Origin of the sequence: Blautia caecimuris (assembly GCF_024622975.1) — a bacterium.
Classification (GTDB): Bacteria; Bacillota; Clostridia; order Lachnospirales; family Lachnospiraceae; genus Blautia_A; species Blautia_A caecimuris.
Window position 1 is genome coordinate 1 of record NZ_JANJZT010000021.1, and the last position, 22,297, is coordinate 22,297.

General features: G+C 45.7%; 20 protein-coding genes. All 20 read left to right on the forward strand.

What is annotated here, in order from left to right:
* Window positions 1–98 precede the first annotated feature (98 nt).
* The 20 genes from tyrS (at window position 99) to rpsA (ending at window position 22,284) form a co-directional block, all read left to right on the forward strand.
* Window positions 99–1,325 carry a tyrosine--tRNA ligase gene (gene tyrS / locus NSA57_RS12995; protein WP_173752095.1) on the forward strand — a complete coding sequence of 409 codons (1,227 nt, stop codon included), beginning with the start codon at window positions 99–101 and terminating at the stop codon, window positions 1,323–1,325.
* Between the two features lie 14 nt (window positions 1,326–1,339).
* The gene (alaS, locus tag NSA57_RS13000) at window positions 1,340–3,979 is read left to right on the forward strand and encodes an alanine--tRNA ligase (RefSeq protein ID WP_257465048.1); all 2,640 of its coding nucleotides are present in this window, start codon (window positions 1,340–1,342) and stop codon (window positions 3,977–3,979) included.
* Window positions 3,980–4,149: 170 nt separating this feature from the next.
* Window positions 4,150–4,326 (forward strand): 30S ribosomal protein S21, encoded by a 177-nt coding sequence (gene rpsU, locus NSA57_RS13005; RefSeq protein WP_004222305.1) that lies wholly within the window; start codon window positions 4,150–4,152, stop codon window positions 4,324–4,326.
* Window positions 4,327–4,421: 95 nt separating this feature from the next.
* On the forward strand, window positions 4,422–5,984 hold the full coding sequence (gene cls / locus NSA57_RS13010) for a cardiolipin synthase (protein WP_257465049.1): 1,563 nt from the start codon (window positions 4,422–4,424) through the stop codon (window positions 5,982–5,984).
* Between the two features lie 74 nt (window positions 5,985–6,058).
* Window positions 6,059–7,240, forward strand: a complete 1,182-nt coding sequence (locus NSA57_RS13015) for a D-alanyl-D-alanine carboxypeptidase family protein (protein WP_257465050.1) — start codon at window positions 6,059–6,061, stop codon at window positions 7,238–7,240.
* A 235-nt stretch (window positions 7,241–7,475) separates the two neighbouring features.
* Complete coding sequence (locus NSA57_RS13020) at window positions 7,476–8,504, forward strand: molybdopterin-binding protein (RefSeq protein WP_257465051.1); 1,029 nt, start codon at window positions 7,476–7,478, stop codon at window positions 8,502–8,504.
* A gap of 19 nt (window positions 8,505–8,523) precedes the next feature.
* Window positions 8,524–9,366: a metallophosphoesterase gene (locus NSA57_RS13025; RefSeq protein WP_257465052.1), complete on the forward strand. Its 843-nt coding sequence runs from the start codon at window positions 8,524–8,526 to the stop codon at window positions 9,364–9,366.
* A 1-nt stretch (window position 9,367) separates the two neighbouring features.
* Window positions 9,368–10,153: a segregation and condensation protein A gene (locus NSA57_RS13030; protein ID WP_257465053.1), complete on the forward strand. Its 786-nt coding sequence runs from the start codon at window positions 9,368–9,370 to the stop codon at window positions 10,151–10,153.
* A gap of 16 nt (window positions 10,154–10,169) precedes the next feature.
* Window positions 10,170–10,739 carry an SMC-Scp complex subunit ScpB gene (gene scpB, locus NSA57_RS13035; RefSeq protein ID WP_022067377.1) on the forward strand — a complete coding sequence of 190 codons (570 nt, stop codon included), beginning with the start codon at window positions 10,170–10,172 and terminating at the stop codon, window positions 10,737–10,739.
* Between the two features lie 14 nt (window positions 10,740–10,753).
* Window positions 10,754–11,548: a zinc dependent phospholipase C family protein gene (locus NSA57_RS13040; RefSeq protein ID WP_257465054.1), complete on the forward strand. Its 795-nt coding sequence runs from the start codon at window positions 10,754–10,756 to the stop codon at window positions 11,546–11,548.
* Window positions 11,549–11,664: 116 nt separating this feature from the next.
* Window positions 11,665–12,894, forward strand: coding sequence for a D-alanyl-D-alanine carboxypeptidase family protein (locus tag NSA57_RS13045; protein WP_147599036.1), 1,230 nt, complete (start codon window positions 11,665–11,667; stop codon window positions 12,892–12,894).
* Between the two features lie 217 nt (window positions 12,895–13,111).
* Complete coding sequence (locus NSA57_RS13050; protein WP_147599035.1) at window positions 13,112–14,548, forward strand: acyl-CoA carboxylase subunit beta; 1,437 nt, start codon at window positions 13,112–13,114, stop codon at window positions 14,546–14,548.
* A gap of 13 nt (window positions 14,549–14,561) precedes the next feature.
* Complete coding sequence (locus NSA57_RS13055; RefSeq protein WP_257465055.1) at window positions 14,562–15,308, forward strand: OadG family protein; 747 nt, start codon at window positions 14,562–14,564, stop codon at window positions 15,306–15,308.
* A gap of 23 nt (window positions 15,309–15,331) precedes the next feature.
* On the forward strand, window positions 15,332–15,676 hold the full coding sequence (locus NSA57_RS13060; RefSeq protein ID WP_257465056.1) for a biotin/lipoyl-binding carrier protein: 345 nt from the start codon (window positions 15,332–15,334) through the stop codon (window positions 15,674–15,676).
* Window positions 15,677–15,692: 16 nt separating this feature from the next.
* Window positions 15,693–16,841: a sodium ion-translocating decarboxylase subunit beta gene (locus NSA57_RS13065; protein ID WP_022067383.1), complete on the forward strand. Its 1,149-nt coding sequence runs from the start codon at window positions 15,693–15,695 to the stop codon at window positions 16,839–16,841.
* A 79-nt stretch (window positions 16,842–16,920) separates the two neighbouring features.
* The gene (locus tag NSA57_RS13070) at window positions 16,921–18,333 is read left to right on the forward strand and encodes an oxaloacetate decarboxylase subunit alpha (RefSeq protein WP_147599033.1); all 1,413 of its coding nucleotides are present in this window, start codon (window positions 16,921–16,923) and stop codon (window positions 18,331–18,333) included.
* 74 nt (window positions 18,334–18,407) lie between these two features.
* Complete coding sequence (locus NSA57_RS13075) at window positions 18,408–19,649, forward strand: BaiN/RdsA family NAD(P)/FAD-dependent oxidoreductase (RefSeq protein ID WP_257465057.1); 1,242 nt, start codon at window positions 18,408–18,410, stop codon at window positions 19,647–19,649.
* Window positions 19,650–19,663: 14 nt separating this feature from the next.
* Window positions 19,664–20,362, forward strand: coding sequence for a (d)CMP kinase (gene cmk, locus NSA57_RS13080; protein ID WP_257465058.1), 699 nt, complete (start codon window positions 19,664–19,666; stop codon window positions 20,360–20,362).
* Window positions 20,352–21,218, forward strand: a complete 867-nt coding sequence (gene ispH, locus NSA57_RS13085; RefSeq protein ID WP_138270220.1) for a 4-hydroxy-3-methylbut-2-enyl diphosphate reductase — start codon at window positions 20,352–20,354, stop codon at window positions 21,216–21,218. The genes cmk and ispH overlap by 11 nt, the downstream gene beginning before the upstream one ends.
* Window positions 21,199–22,284, forward strand: a complete 1,086-nt coding sequence (rpsA, locus tag NSA57_RS13090; RefSeq protein WP_147599030.1) for a 30S ribosomal protein S1 — start codon at window positions 21,199–21,201, stop codon at window positions 22,282–22,284. The genes ispH and rpsA overlap by 20 nt, the downstream gene beginning before the upstream one ends.
* Window positions 22,285–22,297 lie beyond the last annotated feature (13 nt).

Here is a 22,297-nt window from a genome sequence, read left to right on the forward strand (position 1 = left end):
AGTCTTTAGACTCCAGTGCCGGTAATAGACCCTTATAGGGTCAAAGCAAACCACCGGCTAAGCCGGTGGTCGTGATTTATAACAGGAGGAAAAGAAATATGACAGTTTGGGAAGAACTGCAGGCAAGAGGACTGATTGCCCAGGTAACAAACGAAGATGAGATCAAAGAAATGGTAAATAATGGAAAAGCCACTTTTTATATTGGCTTTGACCCCACTGCAGACAGCCTTCATGTAGGACACTTTATGGCGCTTTGCCTGATGAAGCGTCTTCAGATGGCAGGAAACCGTCCCATCGCACTTCTTGGCGGCGGAACCGGAATGATCGGTGATCCCTCCGGAAGAACCGATATGCGTCAGATGATGACAAAGGAAACAATTCAGCATAATATCGACTGCTTCAAAAAACAGATGGAGCGTTTTATTGATTTTTCTGATGGAAAAGCTCTTATGGTCAATAATGCAGACTGGCTGATGGATCTGAACTACGTGGAACTTCTCCGTGAAGTGGGAGCTCATTTTTCCGTAAACCGTATGCTTACGGCAGAGTGCTATAAGCAGCGTATGGAAAGAGGCCTAAGCTTCCTGGAGTTTAACTACATGATCATGCAGAGCTATGACTTCTACATGCTGTTCCAGAAGTACGGCTGCAACATGCAGTTTGGAGGAGACGATCAGTGGAGTAATATGCTTGGCGGAACAGAACTGATCAGAAGAAAGCTTGGCAAGGATGCACATGCTATGACCATTACTCTTCTTCTGAATTCAGAGGGCAAAAAAATGGGCAAGACTCAGTCCGGCGCTGTATGGCTTGATCCGAACAAGACTTCTCCTTTTGATTTTTACCAGTACTGGAGAAATGTGGATGATGCAGATGTAATCAAATGTATGCGTCTTCTTACTTTTCTGCCTCTGGAAGAAATCGATGAAATGGCAAAATGGGAAGGCAGCCAGCTGAACAAGGCCAAAGAAGTACTGGCGTATGAGCTGACCAATCTGGTACACGGCGAGGAAGAGGCAAAGAAAGCCCAGGAAGGCGCCAGAGCACTTTTTGCAGGCGGCGCCAATACAGAGAACATGCCGTCTACAGAGTTGACTGATGAGGATTTCCAGGAAGGCAGCATCGACCTTATTACCATGCTGGTAAAAACCGGTCTTGTGCCAAGCCGTTCCGAGGGTCGTCGTGCCATCGAACAGGGTGGAGTATCCATTGACGGTGAAAAGATCACAGATATCAAACACACAGTAAAAAAAGAGGATTTCAACGAAGAAGGCATGGTGCTGAAACGCGGTAAAAAGAAATTCCATAAGGTGTGTGTAAAATAGAGGAGGAAACAATCATGAAAAAATACGGAGTAAACGAACTTCGTCAGATGTTCCTGGATTTTATGGGGAGCAAGGGACATCTTGTTATGAAAAGCTTTTCCCTTGTACCACAGGGAGATAAGAGTCTTCTGCTGATCAATGCAGGTATGGCTCCTCTGAAGCCTTACTTTACAGGAGCAGAGATCCCTCCAAGGACAAGAGTGGCAACCTGTCAGAAATGTATTCGTACCGGCGATATTGAAAACGTAGGTAAAACAGCCCGTCATGGCACATTTTTTGAGATGCTTGGAAACTTTTCTTTTGGAGATTATTTCAAGCATGAAGCCATTGCCTGGTCCTGGGAGTTCCTGACAAAAGTTGTGGGACTGGATCCGGAACGTCTGTATCCTTCTGTGTATCTGGAGGATGATGAGGCTTTTGAAATCTGGAATAAAGAGGTTGGTATTCCGGCTGAACGTATTTTCCGCTTTGGCAAAGAAGACAATTTCTGGGAGCATGGTGCAGGCCCATGTGGTCCATGCTCTGAGATCTACTATGACCGCGGCGAAAAATACGGATGCGGTAAACCGGATTGTACTGTAGGATGTGAATGTGACCGCTATATGGAAGTGTGGAATAATGTGTTTACACAGTTCGAAAATGACGGAAATGGCAATTACGAAACACTTCAGAATAAAAACATTGATACAGGAATGGGTCTGGAGCGTCTGGCTGTTGTTGTTCAGGATGTGGATTCTATTTTTGATGTGGATACCATCTGTTCTCTTCGTAATCTGGTATGTCAGGTGGCAGATAAGGAATATGGCAAAAATTATCAGGCTGATGTGTCCATTCGTCTGATCACAGACCATATCCGTTCTGCTACATTTATGATTTCTGACGGCATCATGCCAACGAATGAAGGACGCGGTTATGTGCTTCGTCGTCTGATCCGTCGTGCAGCCCGTCACGGACACCTTCTGGGAATTGAAGGAACTTTCCTTGCAAAATTAAGTGCAGAAGTAATCCAGGGATCTAAAGACGGATATCCGGAGCTTGAAGAGAAAAAGGAATTTATCTTCAAGGTTCTTACCAATGAAGAAAATCAGTTTAACAAGACCATTGACCAGGGTCTCCGCATCCTTTCTGACATGGAAGAGGAGATGAAAGCAAAAGACGAAAAAACACTTTCCGGAGAAAATGCATTTAAGCTTTATGATACTTATGGATTCCCTCTGGATCTGACAAAAGAAATCCTTGAGGAAAAGGGATACGGAATCGATGAGGAAGGCTTCCAGGCTGCCATGGAAGAGCAGAGAGTAAAAGCACGTACTGCCCGCGAAGTGACTAACTATATGGGGGCAGATGCTACTGTTTATGATGAGATCGATCCTTCTGTAACAACAGAGTTTACAGGCTATGATCATCTTTCTTATGAGTCAGAGGTAACCGTTCTTGCCGGAGAAAGCGAGCTGGTTGCTTCTCTGGTAGAAGGACAGAGGGGTACTGTTTTCGTAAAAGAAACTCCTTTCTATGCTACTATGGGCGGACAGGAAGGCGACACCGGTGTGATTGAAACTGCAAATGGAAAATTTGTGGTAGAAGATACCATTCAACTCCGCGGCGGTAAATTCGGTCATGTAGGATATATGGAATCCGGTATGATCTCTCAGGGAGAAACGGTTTCTCTTAAGGTTGCAGAAAACAAACGCCGTGACACAGAAAAGAACCACAGCGCTACTCATCTGCTGCAGAAAGCTTTAAAAACAGTACTGGGCTCTCATGTAGAACAGAAAGGTTCTCTTGTGACTCCGGACAGACTTCGTTTTGACTTTGCTCATTTCCAGGCAATGACAGAGGAAGAACTTGAAAAAACAGAAGCTCTTGTAAATCAGGAGATCCAGGCAGCTCTTCCGGTAGAAACTGCTGTCATGGACATTGAGGAAGCAAAAAAATCAGGAGCTATGGCTCTGTTCGGCGAAAAGTACGATCAGAAGGTCCGTGTAGTTTCCATGGGAGATTTCTCAAAAGAACTCTGCGGCGGTACTCATGTAAAAAATACTTCCTCTATCATGCTCTTTAAGATTGTTTCTGAGGCAGGTGTTGCCGCAGGCGTGCGCCGTATTGAGGCTCTTACCGGAAATGCGGTCGTGGATTATTATAAGAAGCAGGAAAATATGCTGAAGGAAGCTGCAAAAGCATTAAAAACACAGCCGGCTGAGGTGACAGAAAAGATCACTCATATGCAGGCGGACATAAAAGTGCTTCACAGTGAAAATGAATCTCTGAAAAGCAAGCTTGCACAGGGATCACTTGGCGATGTTATGGATCAGGTTGCGGAAGTAAAAGGCGTGAAGCTTCTGGCAGCCAAAGTGGAGGGCGTTGACATGAACGGTCTCCGTGATCTGGGAGATCAGCTGAAAGAGAAGCTGGGCGAGGGTGTTGTTGTCCTGGCGGCAGTAAACGGCGCGAAGGTAAACTTCCTTGCCATGGCTACAGATGCAGCTCAGAAGGCAGGCGCTCATGCAGGAAATCTGATCAAGGGCGTTGCAGCTATCGCAGGCGGTGGCGGCGGCGGTCGTCCGAATATGGCTCAGGCCGGCGGAAAGAACCCGGAAAAGGCTCAGGAAGCCATTGACGCAGCTGCCGGAATCCTGGAGCAGCAGCTGGCCTAAGCTTCTGCGGTAAATCCCTGCAAAAATATTGCAAAATATTTTGCAAAAATATCCAAAAGCTGTTGACGAACCTTAAGGCTATGATATATAATATAACTCGTGCAAGAAAAATACCCAGACAGTTGTATTTTAGCACAATCTACAACTGGAGGGAGGTTAGGTGTGAGTCTATGTCAAACGTTATCGTAAAAGAAAACGAGACTTTAGATAGCGCTCTTCGCAGATTCAAGAGAAGCTGTGCAAAAGCAGGTATCCAGCAGGAAATCCGCAAAAGAGAGCATTACGAGAAACCAAGCGTTCGTCGTAAGAAAAAATCTGAAGCCGCAAGAAAACGTAAATATAATTAATTGTGCGCAAAAATCCCTGGCTGTATAGTCAGGGATTTTTAAAAACTCTAATTGTTACTTTATTAACAACATTACAGAAAAAGTGAAGTGAAGCTATGAACCTGATTATCATGCCCCTGAAAAAAATGGCAAAGCTTTTATTTAACAGGATTTTTTATGTGGCGGTAGCCCTGCTTCTTCAGCTTGTATGGGTGTTTCTTTTTGTGTGGGAACTGGCAGGTTATTCTCAGTATATTTCCCTTGCCATTACAGTACTTAGTATTGTGATGGTGCTGTGGATCCTGAATAAAAGAATCAATCCTTCTTATAAGCTGGGCTGGACAATGCTGATCATGGCGTTTCCTGTTTTCGGACTGCTTTTATACCTGCTGTTCGGACATTCCAGGATCGCGGAGGAAATGCAGAAACGTTATACCCGGGTCCAGGAGGACAGTATTCCTTATCTTCAGTCAGATCCCCGGGTCTGCAGGAAAATACAGGAGGAGGATCCGTCTGCGGCAGTCCAGTCGGAATATATCTGCCGTCATTCCGTGTATCCTGTGTATGAACATACAAAGGCGGAATATTTTCAGGTAGGCGATGACATGTTTCCTGTGCTGGTGAAAGAACTGGAACAGGCAGAGCATTATATTTATATTGAATATTTTATTATTAATGACGGCGTTATGTGGAGGACGATTCTGGATATTCTGGAACAGAAAGCCGCTCAGGGAGTGGATGTACGCCTGATCTATGACGGATTTGGCTGTCTTACTACGCTGCCCTACAAATACGATAAATTCCTGCGGGAAAAAGGAATCCAGTGCAAAGTATTTAACCCTTTCCGCCCGGTGTTAAATATTATCCAGAATAACAGAGATCACAGAAAGATCTGTGTCATTGACGGAAAGACAGGCTTTACAGGAGGAATCAATCTGGCAGATGAATATATTAACCAGAAGGAACGCTTCGGCCACTGGAAGGATACGGCGGTAATGCTGAAAGGCGATGCCGTGTGGAGTATGACCATGATGTTTCTTCATATGTGGAATGTGGTAAACGGCATTCAGACACCTATTGATTACGCTGCCCATTCACCCCACGCCTATCATCCGGAAGAGTTTGAGGGAAGCGGATTTGTACAGCCCTTTACAGATACTCCTCTTGACGGGGAGACACTGGGAGAAAATGTTTATCTGAATATTATCAACCGGGCAAAGCGTTATGTGTATATCTGTACGCCTTATCTGATCATTGACAATGAAATGATGACAGCTCTCTGCCTTGCTGCAAAAAGCGGAGTAGATGTGCGGATCATGACTCCGGGAGTGCCGGATAAAAAAATGGTATTCCTTCTTACCCAGTCTTATTATGCGCAGCTGATAGAAGCCGGTGTAAAAATTTATGAATACCAGCCCGGATTCCTTCATGCCAAGTCTTTTGTCTGTGATGATGAAATTGCTGTGGTGGGAACCATTAATCTGGATTACCGAAGTCTTTATCTGCATTTTGAAGATGGCGTATGGATCTACAAAAACGACGTGATCCGGGATATTCTTGAGGATTTTCTGGAAACCATGCATTACTGTGATCCTATCAGTCTTGAATTCTGCAAAAACAGAAATATATTTGTGCGGGGATTTCAGAGTATTCTCCGTGTATTCGCGCCTCTTCTGTGATTTTTGAAGAAGCAGTCATATTTTCGGGTTTCTCCTTTTAGAATAGAATAAAACACCCAAACGGGAGGTTTTCTATGACTAAAAAACGGAGGAACCTTTTTTGTGCCCGGATACTTTGCGCAAGTATCCTTTTTTCGTTGGCAGCGCCGGTATCTGCGGAAGAAACTGCCTCTGCAGTTTCTGTGGAGGCTCCGGAATATGTGCTGATGGAGCCGGAAACAGGGACGGTGATCCTGGAAAAAGACAAAGATGTTCCAAGAAGTCCCGCCAGTGTTACAAAGGTTATGACTCTTCTTCTTATTTTTGAAGAAATAGAAAAAGGAAATCTGAAACTGGATGACACGGTTATAACAAGCGCTCATGCCAAATCTATGGGAGGCTCCCAGGTTTTTCTGGAGGAAGGAGAAACCCAGACGGTGGAGACCATGATCAAATGTATTGTGATCGCTTCCGGAAATGATGCCAGCGTGGCTATGGCAGAACATATTGCAGGCAGCGAACCGGAGTTTGTAAATGCAATGAATAAAAAGGCGCAGGCTCTGGGCATGAAAAACACGCATTTTGTGGACTGCTGCGGGCTGACAGATTCTGACGATCATTATACCACTGCCTACGACATTGCGCTGATGAGCAGAGAACTGATCCGTAAGTATCCGGAAATCCTGAACTATTCTTCCGTGTGGATGGATACGATCACACACAATACAAGGCAGGGTTCCAAGGAGTTCGGGCTGTCTAATACCAACAGGCTGATCCGTACATATGAAGGCTGTGTGGGACTGAAAACAGGCAGCACAAGCAAAGCAAAATTCTGTGTTTCTGCTGTGGCAAAAAGAAAAGGGATCACTCTGATCGCTGTAGTTATGGCTGCTCCGGATTCCAGGACAAGAGTGAAGGATGCCTCAATGCTTTTTGATTACGGATTTGCAAAATGCAGTCTTTATACAGACGAAAATCCGGGGAAGCTTCCAGATCTGAAAGTGATAAAAGGCATAAAAGAAAAAACAACTCTGACTTTTGGAAAAACCTTCCGCTGTCTGAGTACAGACGGAACAACTTTTGATAAAATAAAAAAGAAGCTGATTCTTCCAAATGAAGTAAAGGCGCCTGTAAAAAAGGGACAAAAAGCAGGAGAGCTTGTCTATTATCAGGAGAACAGAGAGCTTGGAAGGATTCCTGTGATCTATGCAGAAAACGTGAAAAAGGCCGGATATCTGGACCGGCTGAAACAGACGGCGGAGGAATTCTGCCTGTGAAAAGATACCGGATATCATACTGTGGCTGAAGGTTACTGTTCACAGGTACTATTCCGCCAGGTGTTTTGGAATGCATTTTGGCCAGGTTACTGCAAACGGAGTGAGCATTGGGATGTTTGCCTGAAAGAACTTTCCGGCATCTGACAATTCTTTTGACAAGAAGGATGGCTGGGGGGTATAATAAATTCCAAATAGGTTACAGACTGAACAGAAATATGAGAGGAATAAAGATAAAATGAAAGAGATCAGGACTGAGGAAGCAGTAGGGCATGTGCTTTGCCATGATATTACCCAGATTATCAAAGACGAAAAAAAAGGCGTGCTATTTAAAAAGGGCCATGTAGTAAAAGAAGAGGATATACCGGCGCTTCTGTCAGTGGGAAAAGAGCATCTTTTTGTATGGGAAAAACAGGAGGGAATCCTTCACGAAAACGAAGGGGCGGAGATTCTGTATGAAATCTGCGCCGGCAGACATATGCACGGAACAGAGGTAAAAGAAGGCAAAATAGAAGTGATCGCTGACTGCGACGGTCTTCTGAAGATCAACAGAGCTGCTCTTCTTGGCGTAAACAGTCTCGGAGAGATGATGATCGCTTCCAGACACGGGGATTTTCCGGTAAAAAAGGGAGATAAAATCGCAGGAACAAGAATTATTCCTCTTGTGATCGAAAAGGAAAAAATGGACAGAGCCCGGGAGACTGCAGGCCGCGAACCGATTTTTAATATCCTGCCTTTCCGGGAAAAAAAGGTGGGGATCGTAACGACAGGAAGTGAAGTGAAAAAGGGACTGATCCAGGATACCTTTACTCCTGTTCTGAGAGAAAAGCTTGCAGAATATTCCTGCCAGGTTATGGGGCAGACAACGCCGGGAGATGAAAAGGATCAGATTACAGGGGATATCCTGAAGTTTATTGAAAATGGAGCGGATATGGTGATCTGCAGCGGCGGAATGAGCGTGGATCCGGATGACAGAACTCCGGGAGCCATCCGCGCTACCGGTGCGGAGGTCGTAACCTATGGAGCTCCGGTTCTTCCGGGAGCCATGCTTCTTCTTGCCTATTACAGAAAAGGGGAAAAAACCATCCCGATCCTGGGTCTTCCGGGCTGCGTGATGTATGCAAAAAGAACTGTGTTCGATCTGGTTCTGCCGAGAATCGTGGCAGACGATTCTGTCCGCAGGGAAGAAATTGCAGCCTATGGGGAGGGCGGACTTTGCCTGAACTGCAGAGTATGTACTTTCCCTAACTGTGGATTCGGAAAATAAAAGCAGTCAGAGGAGCAGAATGAAAACATTCATAACAAAAACCTATCAGATAAAAACAGAAAAGCTGAAAGGCGGTCATCCGGTACGTTTTGCTGTCCTGGCAGATCTTCACGGGCTTGTATTTGGAAATGAGAATCAGGATCTGTTTCATGCAATTGAAAAAAGCGGAGCCGATGCAGCGCTTGTTGTGGGAGACATGGTTGTGAGAGCGGATGTGTCTACGGTTTCGGCAGTTACCGGATTTTTGTGCAGACTGGCAAACAGAATCCCTGTTTTTTATGCTCTTGGAAACCATGAGTATGAAATGCTGCTGAACCCGGATACGTCCGCAGAATATCTTACTTATGAGCATGTGCTTACCAATGCCGGCGTGTGCTTTCTTCATAATGAGCATGTGTGCATGAATATCAGAGGAACAGAGTTTACCTTTTACGGACTGGAGCTTCCGGAAGAATATTATCGGAAGCCTTTTTCTCCATATCCTGACAGACAGGATATGAGAGAATTGGTTGGAAAACCTTCAGGAGACGGGATTTCTGTGCTTCTTGCCCATAATCCGAAATATGGAGACGTATATTTTGAGTGGGGAGCAGACTTTATTTTTTCCGGGCATTATCACGGGGGAATCTTGAGATTTAATGAACATCACGGACTTACCTGTCCCCAGTATCTTTTGTTTCCTCTATATTGCTGCGGGGATTTTCACAGACAGGAGCAGCATATGATCGTCAGCGCCGGTCTGGGAGAGCATACCATTCCTGTGCGTATTCATAATCCCAGAGAACTGATCCTTGCAGAGCTTGTTCCGGACGAAGGCGGGCCAGGCGGAAATACTGCGCAGAAAACAGGAGGGGACAGCTGAAATGGCCATACCCATAAAGATAAATGTATTTGAAGGACCGCTGGATCTTCTTCTTCATCTGATCGAAAAGAATAAAATTGATATTTATGATATTCCTATTGTGGAGATCACGGATCAGTACATGGAGTACATTCATGGAATGGAAACAGAGGATCTGGGCACTATGAGCGAATTCCTTGTAATGGCAGCTACGCTTCTGGATATCAAGTGTAAAATGCTGCTGCCCCGTCAGGTCAATGAAGAAGGGGAAGAGGAGGATCCCAGAGAGGAGCTTGTTCAGAAGCTTCTGGAATACAAGATGTACAAATATATGTCCTATGAACTGAAGGACAAAATGGATGGAGCGGCAGGCGTGTTTTTTAAAAAGCCCACCATACCGGATGAAGTGATGAAATACAGAGAACCGGTGGATCCTCAGGCGCTTCTGGCATCTCTGACGCTGGAAAAGCTGAATCAGATCTACAAATCCATTCTGAAAAAACAGGAATCGAAAATCGATCCCATCCGAAGTAAATTCGGTACCATTGAAAAAGAAGAGGTCAGCCTTTCTGATAAAATGCTGGAAATGAAAGCATATGCGGCAGAAAACAGACGTTTCAGCTTTCGGGGGCTTCTGCAAGGCCAGACCTCCAAAATCCAGGTGATCGTTACATTTCTGTCTATCCTGGAATTGATGAAAATGGGATACGTTCATGTAAAACAGGAAGAGCTGTTTGACGACATCCAGGTGGAGGTAAAAGAGGATCCTGATACCTGGAAGAACCTGACAGAATTTGCGGACGAATAGGGGAATAAGGAGAAATATGGAAATAAAAAGAACAGAGGCAGCCATTGAGGCCATCCTTTTTGCCATGGGGGAATCTGTGGAGCTTTCCCGGATTGCCGCTGCGGTAGGGCAGGACAAGGATACTACCCGCAGGCTGCTGCATCACATGATGGACCGGTATCAGGAGGAGGACAGGGGGATCCAGATCATAGAGCTGGAACAGTCCTATCAGATGTGCACGAAAAAAGAGTATTATGAGAACCTGATCCAGATCGCCCTGCATCCCCAAAAGCCGGTTCTTACGGATGTTATGCTGGAAACACTTTCGATCATTGCCTATAAACAGCCTGTGACAAAGGCGGAAATAGAAAAGATCCGCGGAGTGAAATGCGATCATGCCATTAATAAGCTGATGGAATATGAGCTTGTCAGAGAGCTTGGAAGGCTGGACGCGCCGGGACGTCCGATTCTTCTTGGTACAACAGAAGAATTTCTGCGTTCTTTCGGGGTGCAGGCTCTTGATGAGCTTCCGGTTATGGATCCGGTACAGCTGGAAGATTTCAAGGCGGAAGCAGAAGAGGAAATCCAGTTAAAGCTGGACGTATAAGGAGGAAGGATGAAATGCCAACCACATACACACACGATTTATTTGGAAAAAAGGTTTACAGACAGCTTCCGGAGGAAATTCGAAAAGTGATACGGGAAAACGGAAATCTTTTTCGGATCGGCCTTCATGGACCGGATATTCTGTTTTATGACCTGTTCAATCAAAAGGTCTGCGGTCTGGGAACGGAAATGCACAAGATACCTGCAGCTTCGTTTTTTTTAAGAGGGATGAGCATTGTAAGAAGAACAGGAGACGAGAGGCTTCTGGCTTATCTTCTGGGATTTGCCTGTCACTATCTTCTGGACAGCTCCTGTCATCCTTTTGTGGATGAAACGGCTGAAAAGAAGATTCTTTCTCACACGCTTCTGGAAAAAGAATTTGACAGAACACTGATGGTGGAAACGAACAGGAATCCTCATCATTATTATCCGTCAGACTGTATTGTGCCCAGGATGGATTATGCAAAAGTTATACACTGCATGTTTCCTGAGATTACAGCAAAGAATATTTTCCTTTCTCTGAAGATGATGAAATTTCTTACCAATGCAATGGTTTACAATAATTCCGGAAAACGAAGGCTTTTGGCGGCCATTGTCACAAGGATCGCAGGACGGAAGCGGTCTGCGGCTGTCCTTGAATATTTTATGGAAAAGGATCCGGTTCCGGGGTCAGAAGCTCCTGTAAAGGAGCTGCATCAGTATTTTGATCAGGCGGTACGGGAAGCGCCTGCGTACATTGAGGAACTGTTCCGTTTATCCAGAGAGAAGAGAATGCTTTCAGAGAGATGGAACCGCACCTACAACGGATAGATGCAGGGAAAACACAGCCTGCTGGATAAACAGGGAGCTGAGACAGAGGAAAAGCAGAATAAAGCGGACATGTATGCATAAACTTATCCTATAAGCATAAAAAGGCGGGGATGAATATGAGACATGCTGCATTACTTCTGCTGACATCTGTCTTTCTTTTTGGGGAGTTTGCTTTTGGTTCTCAGGCTGTTGCGGCTGAGACAGTCTGTGAAAATACAGAAAAGGAAGCGGCAGATTCTCCGGGCAGCCTTTACGCTCTTTCAGCTGTTCTGATGGATGGAGAGTCCGGGCGTATTCTTTATGAAAAAGACGGGGAAACACCCAGGCCCAATGCCAGTACCACAAAAGTAATGACCTGTATTCTGGCTCTGGAAAACGGGGCAGGCGACGATTACGTTATGGTGTCAGATAAGGCGGCGGCGCAGCCGGATGTACAGCTTGGCATGAGGGAGGGAGAGCAGTATTATCTGGAAGACCTTCTGTATTCTCTTATGCTGATGAGCCACAACGATACAGCGGTAGCCATAGCGGAACATATCGGGGGAAGCACGGAAGGCTTTGCCGGGATGATGAATGAAAAAGCAAAAGAGATCGGATGTACGGATACGTATTTTATTACGCCCAACGGTCTGGATGCAGAAGATGAAAAGGGAGTGCATCATACAACTGCCAGAGATCTGGCTTTGATTATGCGCTATGCCATCAGAAGCGAAACCTTTTTAAAGATCACCCAGACCCGGGAATATTCGTTTACAGATCTCGATGAAAAAAGAGAATTTTCTGTTCACAATACAAACGCTCTGCTTACTATGACTGACGGGGTTCTTTCCGGAAAAACAGGATTTACAGGGGACGCGGGATATTGTTATGTGTGCGCCTGCGAAAAAGATGAAAAGACTTTTGTGGTGTCCCTTCTGGGATGTGGCTGGCCAAACAACAAAGGATATAAGTGGAAGGATTCTTTGAAGCTTCTGGATTACGGGGAAGATAATTTTGATTATGAGAAGTTCTGGAAAGAACTGAAGTTTCCGGAAGTACCGGTGAAAGACGGAGTGGAAAAAAACATTACCTTTGGGGACACGGCTGTTGTAAGCGGGATTCCGTCTGTTTCCGAAAAAGAAAAGAATAAAAAAATACTTATGAAAAAAGGTGAAAAGATCAGCTGCCGCCTGGAGATGCCGGAAAAGCTTCAGGCGCCGGTAAAAAAAGGAAACAGGATCGGAACTCTTATTTACAGCCTGGGAGAAGAGGAACTGGCTTCTTATCCGGTGCTGGCTGACCGGAATGTGGAAAAGGTTTCTTATGGCTGGTGTGTGGACCAGGTGTTTCATGATTTTTTTCACTGAATATCAGTTATAGGAATATCCGGAATTTTGCTGAAGGGGAAATTCCCGGCTTTGGTGCACCATGTACCACAGGCCGGGAGTTTTTTTGAGAGAAGAGGTTAAAATTTTAACAAAAACGTATTACCCTATTGAAAAATTTAGAAAAAAAGGTTACAATTATAATCGGCTGAAATTTTGGTTATACTTAAAATTCTTATAAAATGGAGGGCAAACGAGAATGAGTAACGCAACACCAAGTTTAGCAGGCACAAGAATCACTTCTTTGCTTGACGCGAACAGTTTTGTTGAAATCGGAAAAAGTGTTACAGCAAGATCCACTGATTTTAACATGACTGAAACAAAAGCACCTTCAGACGGTGTGATCACCGGATCTGGTGTGATCGACGGAAATCTTGTCTATGTTTACAGCCAGGACGCTTCTGTTCTGAACGGAACCGTTGGAGAAATGCATGCAAAGAAAATTTCCGCACTGTATGACCTTGCAATGAAAACAGGCGCACCGGTAATCGGTCTTGTTGACTGTGCAGGTCTGAGACTCCAGGAGGCTACAGACGCTCTGGAAGCTTTTGGTTCCATTTACCTGAAGCAGACACTGGCATCCGGAATGATCCCGCAGATCACAGCGATTTTCGGCACCTGCGGAGGCGGTATGGCCGTTGTTCCGGCACTGACGGATTTTACTTTTATGGAAGCAAAAAAAGGTAAAATGTTTGTAAATACTCCAAATGCGCTGGAAGGCAATCATGTGGACAAATGTGATACAGCATCTGCTGATTTCCAGAGCCAGGAGACAGGTCTTATTGACGGTACAGGAACAGAGGAAGAGATCCTTGGTCAGATCCGTCAGCTTGTAAGCCTGCTTCCTTCCAACTTTGAGGACAATGATTCTTTTGTAGAATGTGCAGATGATCTGAACCGTACCTGTGATGATCTGGCTGCATGTGCAGGAGATACTTCCCTTGCACTTTCCAGAATCGCAGATGAGGGACTTTTCTTTGAAACAAAGAAAAATTACGGAAAAGATGTTGTTACAGGCTTCCTTCGTCTGAACGGAGCAACTGTAGGTGCTGTGGCAAACAGAACAGAGATCTACAACGAAGAAGGCGAAAAAACAGAAGAATTTGACGGCACCATCTCTGCAAGAGGCGCAAGAAAGGCAGCAGCCTTTGTAAAATTCTGCGACGCTTTTGATATCCCGGTTCTGACACTTACCAATGTGACCGGATTTAAGGCAACTCTCTGCAACGAAAAAATGATGGCAGCATCCATCGGTGAGATGGTTCGTGCTTTTGCAGATGCAACTGTACCGAAGGTAAACGTAGTGATCGGCAAAGCTTACGGAACCGCATATGTTGCCATGAACAGCAAATCTGTAGGCGCGGATCTTGTGTATGCATGGGACAGCGCAGAAATCGGTATGATGGACGCTTCTCTGGCAGCTAAGATCATGTATCCGGGCGCAGATGCTGCCTCTCTTAATGAAAAGGCAGCAGAGTACAGAAACCTTCAGTCAGGTGTGGAATCTGCAGCGGCAAGAGGCTATGTAGATACTGTGATCGCTCCGGCTGATACCAGAAAATATGTGATCGGAGCTTTTGAAATGCTGTTCACAAAAAGAGAAGACCGTCCGGCTAAAAAGCACAGCGCAGTCTAAGTGAGGTGAGCATATGAATCAGATGTTAAAAAAAGCATCCTCTGTCTGCGCAGCAGCAGTGTGCGCCGCATCACTTATGTTTTCCGGCGCTTCCGTTGTAATGGCTGGCAGTGAGATCGACGAGGAAATCATGACTCAGATCACCATGACTGCAGAGGGACTGACTCAGACGATCATTCCGCTCAGTGATGAAGAAATTGAGGCATATCTGGAATCCGGTGACGAATTTACCGAGGGAGCCATGACCGCATGGGATGACGCCAGGGATGAAGTAGGTGAACTGAAAGAGGCCGGAAAGGCCGAGGTGGAGTTTTCCAATCATCAGTATACTGCCACAGTTCCGGTGGATTTTGAAAAGCTGGATGCAAAATTTGTATATGTATTTGAGGACGTGGAAGGTGTGCTGACACCTGTTTCTGCTTCTGTAGACGTTCAGTACCCGTTATCCACAACCATGAAAAATGCCGGATTGAATACAGTTATGGGACTTGGAATCGTATTTGTGATCCTGGTTCTTCTGATCTTTATTATTTCTCTTTTCAAATTTATTCCGGGTTCACCGGCAGCTGCAAAAAAAGAGAAAAAAGAAGAAGCTCCGGTACCGGCACCTGCCGCTGTTCCGGTTCAGGAAACAGTGCAGGCAGCTGATGATACAGAACTGATCGCAGTTATCGCAGCAGCGATCGCGGCCGCAGAGGGAACCACAACAGACGGATTTGTCGTGCGTTCTATCCGCAAAATCAACCGCCCAAGAAGATAATTGACAATTAGGAGGATTATAAAATGAAAAGTTATACAATTACTGTAAACGGAACTGCATATGAAGTAACTGTAGAGGAAACTGGAAGTGCTGCTGCACCTAAGGCTGCACCGGCACCCGCTCCGAAAGCAGCAGCTCCTGCAGCTGGTGCAGGCGCTGTAAAAGTGACAGCATCTGTACCGGGAAAAGTTCTTAAGATCGTTGCATCTGCTGGACAGGCAGTAAAAGCAGGCGACAGCATCGTGATCCTGGAGTCCATGAAAATGGAAATTCCTGTAGTTGCACCTCAGGACGGTACAGTTGCAAGCATTGATACAACAGAAGGTGCTTCCGTAGAGAACGGAGATACCCTGGCTACTATGAACTAAGACGGGAGGTATTCAGATGTCTTATGTAACAGAAACCCTGTCTAACCTGATTCATCAGACAGCCTTCTTTAATCTTACCTGGGGCAACTATCTGATGATCGCGGTGGCATGCGTATTCTTATTCCTTGCTATCAAGAAGGGATTTGAACCGCTTCTTCTTGTTCCTATCGCTTTTGGTATGCTTCTGGTAAATATTTATCCGGATATTATGGCTCGTCCGGAGGATATGTCAAACGGAGTAGGCGGACTTCTTCACTATTTCTACCTGCTTGATGAATGGAGTATTCTTCCGTCCCTGATCTTCATGGGCGTAGGAGCCATGACAGACTTCGGTCCGCTGATCGCAAACCCGAAGAGCTTCCTTCTCGGCGCTGCGGCTCAGCTTGGTATTTATGTTGCATACTTCCTTGCGATCTTCATGGGATTCAATGGAAAGGCAGCAGCAGCAATCTCCATTATCGGCGGTGCTGACGGCCCGACTTCTATCTTCCTTGCAGGAAAGCTTGGACAGACTGCCCTGATGGGACCGATTGCGGTGGCGGCATATTCCTATATGTCTCTTGTTCCCATCATTCAGCCTCCGATCATGAAGCTCTGTACAACAGAGAAAGAGCGTAAGATCAAAATGGACCAGCTTCGTCCGGTCAGCAAGCTGGAGAAAATCCTCTTCCCGATCGTGATCACTATCGTAGTATGCCTGATCCTTCCTACAACAGCTCCGCTGGTAGGTATGCTGATGCTTGGTAACCTGTTCCGTGAGTCCGGCGTTGTAAAACAGCTGACAGAGACAGCTTCCAATGCGCTGATGTACATCGTAGTTATTCTTCTGGGTACTTCCGTAGGTGCTTCCACAAGCGCTGAGGCATTCCTGAACCTGGATACTCTGAAGATCGTAGCTCTTGGTCTTGTTGCCTTTGCTTTCGGTACCTTTGGCGGTGTTATGCTTGGAAAACTGATGTGCAAGCTTTCCGGCGGAAAGATCAATCCTCTGATCGGCTCCGCAGGTGTATCCGCAGTTCCGATGGCGGCCCGTGTATCTCAGAAGGTTGGCGCTGAGGCAGATCCTACCAACTTCCTTCTGATGCATGCTATGGGACCAAACGTTGCCGGTGTTATCGGTACAGCCGTGGCAGCCGGAACCTTTATGGCTATTTTCGGTGTCTGATCTGTTGTGACAGACAGATGCCTGTAATCGTCAGATATATTGAATTTCCTTGTGAAAACTGATTAAAGGAGAATAAATAATGGCAGAATTAGAAAAAAAACCTGTTAAAATCGTGGAAACTGTTCTGCGTGATGCGCATCAGTCTCTGATCGCAACAAGACTCAGCACAGAGCAGATGCTTCCTATCGTTGATAAAATGGACAAAGTAGGCTACCATGCAGTAGAGTGCTGGGGCGGCGCTACTTTTGATGCTTCTCTTCGTTTCCTGAAGGAAGATCCATGGGAAAGACTTCGTAAATTCCGTGACGGCTTCAAAAACACAAAGCTTCAGATGCTGTTCCGCGGACAGAATATCCTCGGATACCGTCCTTATGCAGATGATGTGGTAGAGTATTTTGTACAGAAATCTGCAGCAAACGGAATTGATATCATCCGTATTTTTGACTGCCTCAACGACATGCGTAACCTGAAAACCGCAGTTAAGGCTGCAAACAAAGAAAAAGCTCATGCTCAGGTTGCTCTTTCCTATACTCTTGGCGATGCTTATACTCTGGAATACTGGACAAACATTGCAAAAGAGATCGAGGAAATGGGCGCAGATTCTATCTGTATCAAGGATATGGCAGGACTTCTTCTTCCGTATCAGGCTACAGAGCTTGTAGGCGCTCTGAAAGACGCAGTTAAGATTCCGATCGACCTGCATACACACTATACCTCCGGTGTTGCTTCCATGACCTATATGAAGGCAGTAGAGGCCGGCGTAGATATCATTGATACTGCAATCTCTCCGTTTGCTCTGGGTACTTCTCAGCCGGCAACAGAGGTTATGGTTGAGACCTTTAAGGGTACTCCTTACGATACAGGCTTTGATCAGCAGCTCCTTGCTGAGATCGCTGACTACTTCCGTCCGATCCGTGACGAGGCTCTGGACAGCGGCCTTCTGAATCCGAAGAACCTTGGCGTAAACATCAAGACTCTTCTGTATCAGGTACCGGGCGGTATGCTTTCCAACCTGACTTCCCAGCTGAAAGAGCAGCATGCGGAAGACAAGTTCTACGATGTTCTTGAAGAGGTTCCGAGAGTTCGTAAAGACCTTGGCGAGCCGCCTCTGGTTACTCCTTCTTCACAGATCGTTGGTACACAGGCTGTATTCAATGTTCTTATGGGCGAGAGATATAAGATGGTTACAAAAGAAACAAAGGATATCTTAAGCGGTAAATACGGCGCTACTGTAAAACCGTTTAATGAGGACGTTCAGAAAAAATGTATCGGAGATACTCAGCCGATCACCTGCCGTCCGGCAGACCTTCTGGACAACGAGCTTGACAAACTGGAAGGCGAGATGGCACAGTACAAGAAACAGGACGAGGACGTACTTTCCTACGCACTGTTCCCACAGGTTGCTACTGAGTTCTTCAAGTACCGTCAGGCACAGGAGACAAAGGTGGACGAGACAGCAGCGGACACAAAAAACGGAGCTTATCCGGTATAAGGTTTTTATAAAAGAAAAGTCAGGGGGCTGTGCAGGAAAAACTGTACAGCCCCTTGCTGCATGAAAGGATAAGGATGAAAAACAGAGTCATAATTGTTGGCGGAGGCGCAGCGGGAATGCTGGCGTCGATTTTTGCAGCTAAAAAAGGCTGTGAGGTCACACTCTTTGAAAAAAATGAAAAACTTGGCAAAAAGCTGTATATTACAGGAAAAGGGCGCTGCAATGTGACCAATAACTGTGATCCGGAAGAACTTTTAAACAGCGTTGTAACAAATGCCAAGTTCTTATACAGTGCCTTTTATACCTTTACCAGTCAGGATATGATGGAATTTCTGGAGGAAGCGGGCACGGCTCTTAAAACAGAGCGGGGAAACCGCGTTTTTCCCTGTTCCGATCATTCGTCCGATGTGATCCGGGCACTGGAGCGTCAGATGAAAAAATACGGAGTTCGCATCCATCTGAAAAGCCAGGTAGAGCGGCTGCTTCTGGAAGAGGGAACGGCGGCAGGGATCATTCTGACAGACGGCAGCGTTCACAGGGCAGAAGCGGTTATTGTGGCAACGGGAGGTCTTTCCTATCCCACAACCGGTTCTACAGGAGACGGATATCGTTTTGCCCGGGAGGCGGGGCATACTGTGACCGATTTAGCCCCCTCTCTGGTTCCTCTTCGTACAAAAGAAGAGTATATTCCGGAAATGGCAGGTCTTTCCCTGAAAAATGTGGAGCTGACCGTGAAAAGCGGAAAAAAAGTCCTTTACAGGGATTTTGGGGAGATGATGTTTACTCATTCCGGAATTACGGGACCTCTGGTTCTTTCTGCCAGCGCCAGACTGGGCACGGCCCTCAGAAAATCAGGAGAGCTTTCGGCTTTTCTGGATCTGAAGCCTGCGCTTACGCCGGAGCAGCTGGATGCCAGAATACTGAGAGAGTTTGAATCCGGAAAGAATAAGCAGTTTAAAAATGTGATCATCGTTCTGTTTCCCTCCTCTCTGACACCGGTTATGCTGAAGATCGGAGGGATTTCTCCGGAAAAACCCATTCATGAGATTTCCAGAGAGGAACGCCTCCGGTTCGGTGCTCTTGTAAAAGCATTTCCCTTTACCATCAATGGTTTCGGAGAATTTAAAGAGGCTGTTATCACCAGAGGGGGAGTTTCTGTAAAAGAGATCAATCCTGCAACTATGGAATCAAAGAAAATACAGGATCTTTATTTTGTGGGAGAGGTGCTTGACCTGGATGCGGTGACAGGAGGCTATAATCTTCAGATCGCATGGTCAACTGCCTACCTTGCAGCTATGGCTGTATGCGGAGAATAAAGGAGGACAATGAAATGATCTATAATATTGCCATTGACGGCCCGGCAGGAGCCGGAAAAAGTACGATTGCCAAAAAGGTTGCCGGAGAGCTTTCCTGTGTGTATGTAGATACAGGTGCCATGTACAGGGCAATGGCTCTTTACCTTCTTCGCCGGAATGTAAACAGAGAAAATCCGGATGAGATCGGAGAGGCCTGCCAGGGAGCGGAAATATCCATAGAGTATAAAAACGGAGAACAGATCGTTCTTTTAAACGGGGAGAACGTGAATCCGTTTCTCAGGAAAGAAGAGGTAGGCAATATGGCTTCTGTAAGCTCTGCAAATCCAAGGGTGAGGGAAAAGCTTCTTGACCTTCAGAGGAAGCTTGCCGCTTCCATGAACGTGGTTATGGATGGAAGAGATATCGGTACTACGATCCTTCCCAATGCAGAGGTGAAGATCTATCTGACTGCCAGCTCTTTTACAAGAGCAAAGCGCCGTTATCTGGAGCTCCAGGAAAAAGGCCTGTGCTGTGACCTGGAAGAGATCAGAAAAGATATTGAAGAGCGTGACAGTCGTGATATGAACAGGGAAATTTCTCCCCTTAAGCAGGCTGAGGATGCGGTTCTGGTAGATTCCTCTGAAATGACCATTGAGGAAGTGGTAAAACGTATTTTACAGATTTTTCATGAAAAAGTGATATTATCAGACGAGGTTGGAAAAAATGAAAGTTAAGACCGCAAAAACAGCCGGCTTCTGCTTTGGTGTAAAAAGAGCGGTGGACAAGGTGTACGAGCTTATTGAGAACGGAGTTTCGCCTATTTATACGCTGGGTCCGATCATCCATAATGAAGAGGTTGTCTCGGATTTTGAAAAAAAAGGCGTTACCGTGATCTCGGAAGAGGACATTCCGAAGCTTCGTGAAGGGACGGTTGTGATCCGTTCCCACGGCGTGGGCCGCAGGATTTATGATATGCTGAAGACTGCGGGAATTTCCTTCGTAGACGTAACCTGTCCTTTTGTTCTGAAGATACACAGGATCGTGGAACGGGAAAGCAGGGCCGGAAAACAGATTATCATATTTGGAGATCCTTCCCACCCGGAGGTAAAAGGGATCTGCGGATGGTGCGAGGGTTCCTGTACTGTTCTCAGAAACAGAGAGGATGCAGAAAATTTTGTCCCGGATCCGGGGCGAATACCCTGCATTGTTTCGCAGACGACATTTAATTACAACAAATTTAAAGAATTAGTTGAAATTCTCTGCAAAAAGAGGTATGATAATAATGTTTTAAATATTGACAATATTTTAAACACTATTTGTAATGCTACCGAAGAACGGCAGAAAGAAGCACAGTCCATAGCCGGAGAGGTAGACACTATGCTTGTCATCGGCGGCAGACATAGTTCCAATACTCAAAAGCTGTTTGAAATATGTAAAGAGGAATGTGAAAATACTTACTATATACAAACACCTGTAGACTTGGATTCTGAAATGTTCCATCACAGTAGTTATGTAGGTATTACAGCAGGGGCGTCCACCCCAAAGAAAATTATTGAGGAGGTTCAAGAACATGTCAGAATTAAGTTTTGAACAGATGCTGGAAGATTCCGTAAAAACTATCAGAAATGGAGAGATCGTGCAGGGTACTGTCATCGACGTAAAAGAGGATGAGATTATCCTGAATATCGGCTATAAAGCAGACGGTATTATCACCAGGAGCGAGTATTCCAACGACAGCTCCCTTGTACTTGCAGACGTTGTACACGTAGGTGACACAATGGAAGCCAAGGTTCTTAAAGTGAACGACGGTGAAGGTCAGGTTATCCTGACATACAAGAGACTTGCTGCTGAAAAAGGCAACAAACGTCTGGAAGCTGCATTCGAGTCTCAGGAAGTCCTGAAAGCGCCTGTAACTCAGGTACTGGACGGAGGTCTTTGTGTAAACGTTGAGGAAGCAAGAGTATTTATTCCTGCAAGCCTTGTATCTGATACTTACGAGAGAGATCTGTCCAAATATGCAGATCAGGAGATTGAATTTGTTATCACAGAGTTCAATCCGAGAAGACGCCGCATTATCGGTAACCGTAAACAGCTTCTTCTTGCAGAAAAAGCTGAGAAGCAGAAAGAGCTTATGGAGAGAATCCATGCAGGCGATACTGTAACAGGTGTTGTTAAGAATGTAACAGATTTTGGTGCATTCATCGATCTTGGCGGAGCTGACGGTCTTCTTCATATTTCCGAAATGTCCTGGGGCAGAGTAGAGAATCCGAAGAAGGTATTTACTGTTGGTGAAGAAGTTAAAGTTCTGATCAAAGAGATCAACGGAGATAAGATTGCTCTTTCTCTGAAATTTCCGGAAGAAAATCCGTGGCTGACTGCTGCTGAGAAATTTGCAGTAGGCAACATAGTAGAAGGAAAAGTTGCACGTATGACAGATTTCGGTGCTTTCGTAGAGCTTGCACCTGGAATCGACGCACTGCTTCATGTTTCTCAGATTTCCAGAGAGCATGTTGCCAAACCGTCTGACGTACTTTCCATCGGCCAGGAAATTCAGGCAAAGGTTGTTGATTTCAACGGCGAAGACAAAAAGATTAGCCTCAGCATGAAAGCTCTGGAAGCTCCGGCTGCAGAGGAAGCAGAAGGCGAAGAGGCATAAGAAGAACTGCTTT